The organism is Sodalis-like endosymbiont of Proechinophthirus fluctus (assembly GCF_001602625.1).
Taxonomy (GTDB): Bacteria; Pseudomonadota; Gammaproteobacteria; order Enterobacterales; family Enterobacteriaceae.
The window spans coordinates 6,733-7,839 of the sequence record NZ_LECR01000045.1 but is presented as its reverse complement, the minus strand read 5'-3'; the positions used below and the strand labels follow the sequence as shown (position 1 = coordinate 7,839).

At 54.7% G+C, this 1,107-nt stretch carries 1 protein-coding gene and 1 pseudogene; one reads left to right on the top strand and one right to left on the bottom strand.

The features are described 5' to 3' along the window. Window positions 1-150 (bottom strand): annotated as a pseudogene (locus tag BG74_RS16895) (thiazole synthase); the annotation flags it as partial. A gap of 204 nt (window positions 151-354) precedes the next feature. On the opposite strand from BG74_RS16895, the gene hemE reads away from it, so the two are divergent. Then, window positions 355-1,107: uroporphyrinogen decarboxylase (gene hemE / locus BG74_RS05125; protein ID WP_244267315.1), on the top strand; the 753-nt coding region annotated here is incomplete at its 3' end.

The window sequence follows — 1,107 nt, the reverse complement described above, 5'->3', positions numbered from 1 at the left end:
CGCGCCGCTGCTGCCGCGTAAATCTACCCGACGCATTACCAGGGTAACCAGTTCGTTGCTGAAGGAGAGGATAGCATCCAGCATCAACTACATTGAGGCGAATTTTCCGGTACCGGTTAATACCCGTGATTGAAAAGGGGTATCTTGCAAGGGTAAAGCATGGGTTCAGCCTCCGGCGATTGCCTGGAATAAGAGAATATCGTTACCGTCCTGCACTCAGTATTCTGTCCACTGCCGCCGCCCGGGACCGGGACTGTGGCGTGCCGGTTGATTGAAGATATCGTTGCCCTTTACGGGCATCGGTAAAACCCAGCGCCCATGCTACAATTCATCCATAATAGAAAGGATACCAGAATGAGTGAATTGAAAAATGACCGCTATCTGCGCGCCCTGCTGCGCCAGCCGGTCGACGTAACGCCGGTCTGGATGATGCGCCAGGCCGGACGTTATTTGCCGGAATATAAAGTGGCGCGTGCCGAGGCTGGTGATTTTATGTCGCTGTGCCGAAACGCCGATCTGGCCTGTGAGGTGACGCTGCAGCCGCTACGTCGATATCCGCTGGACGCCGCTATTCTGTTTTCTGATATTCTCACCGTCCCGGACGCCATGGGACTGGGACTGTGGTTTGAACAGGGTGAAGGGCCACGCATTGCGCGTCCCATACAAAGCCGGCGTGACGTAGAACAACTGCCGATCCCTGATCCCGAGCAGGAGCTTGGCTATGTGATGAACACAGTGCGTGCCATTCGCAGGCGTCTAGAGGGAGCAGTACCATTAATCGGGTTCTCGGGCAGCCCCTGGACACTGGCCGTCTATATGGTAGAAGGTGGCAGCTCCAAAGACTTCATCAAAATTAAACAGATGCTGTACGCTGAGCCGGAAACACTACATTTGTTACTGGGTAAACTGGCGGATAGCGTAGTGTTGTATCTGAATGGACAAATCCGAGCGGGCGCTCAGGCGGTTATGCTGTTCGATACCTGGGGCGGCACGCTGACCAGCGCCGATTATCGCGAATTTTCTCTGCGCTATATGCATAAAATCGTTGATGGCCTCCTACGTGAACACGAGGGCTGCCGGGTGCCGGTGACGCTATTTACCAAGGGT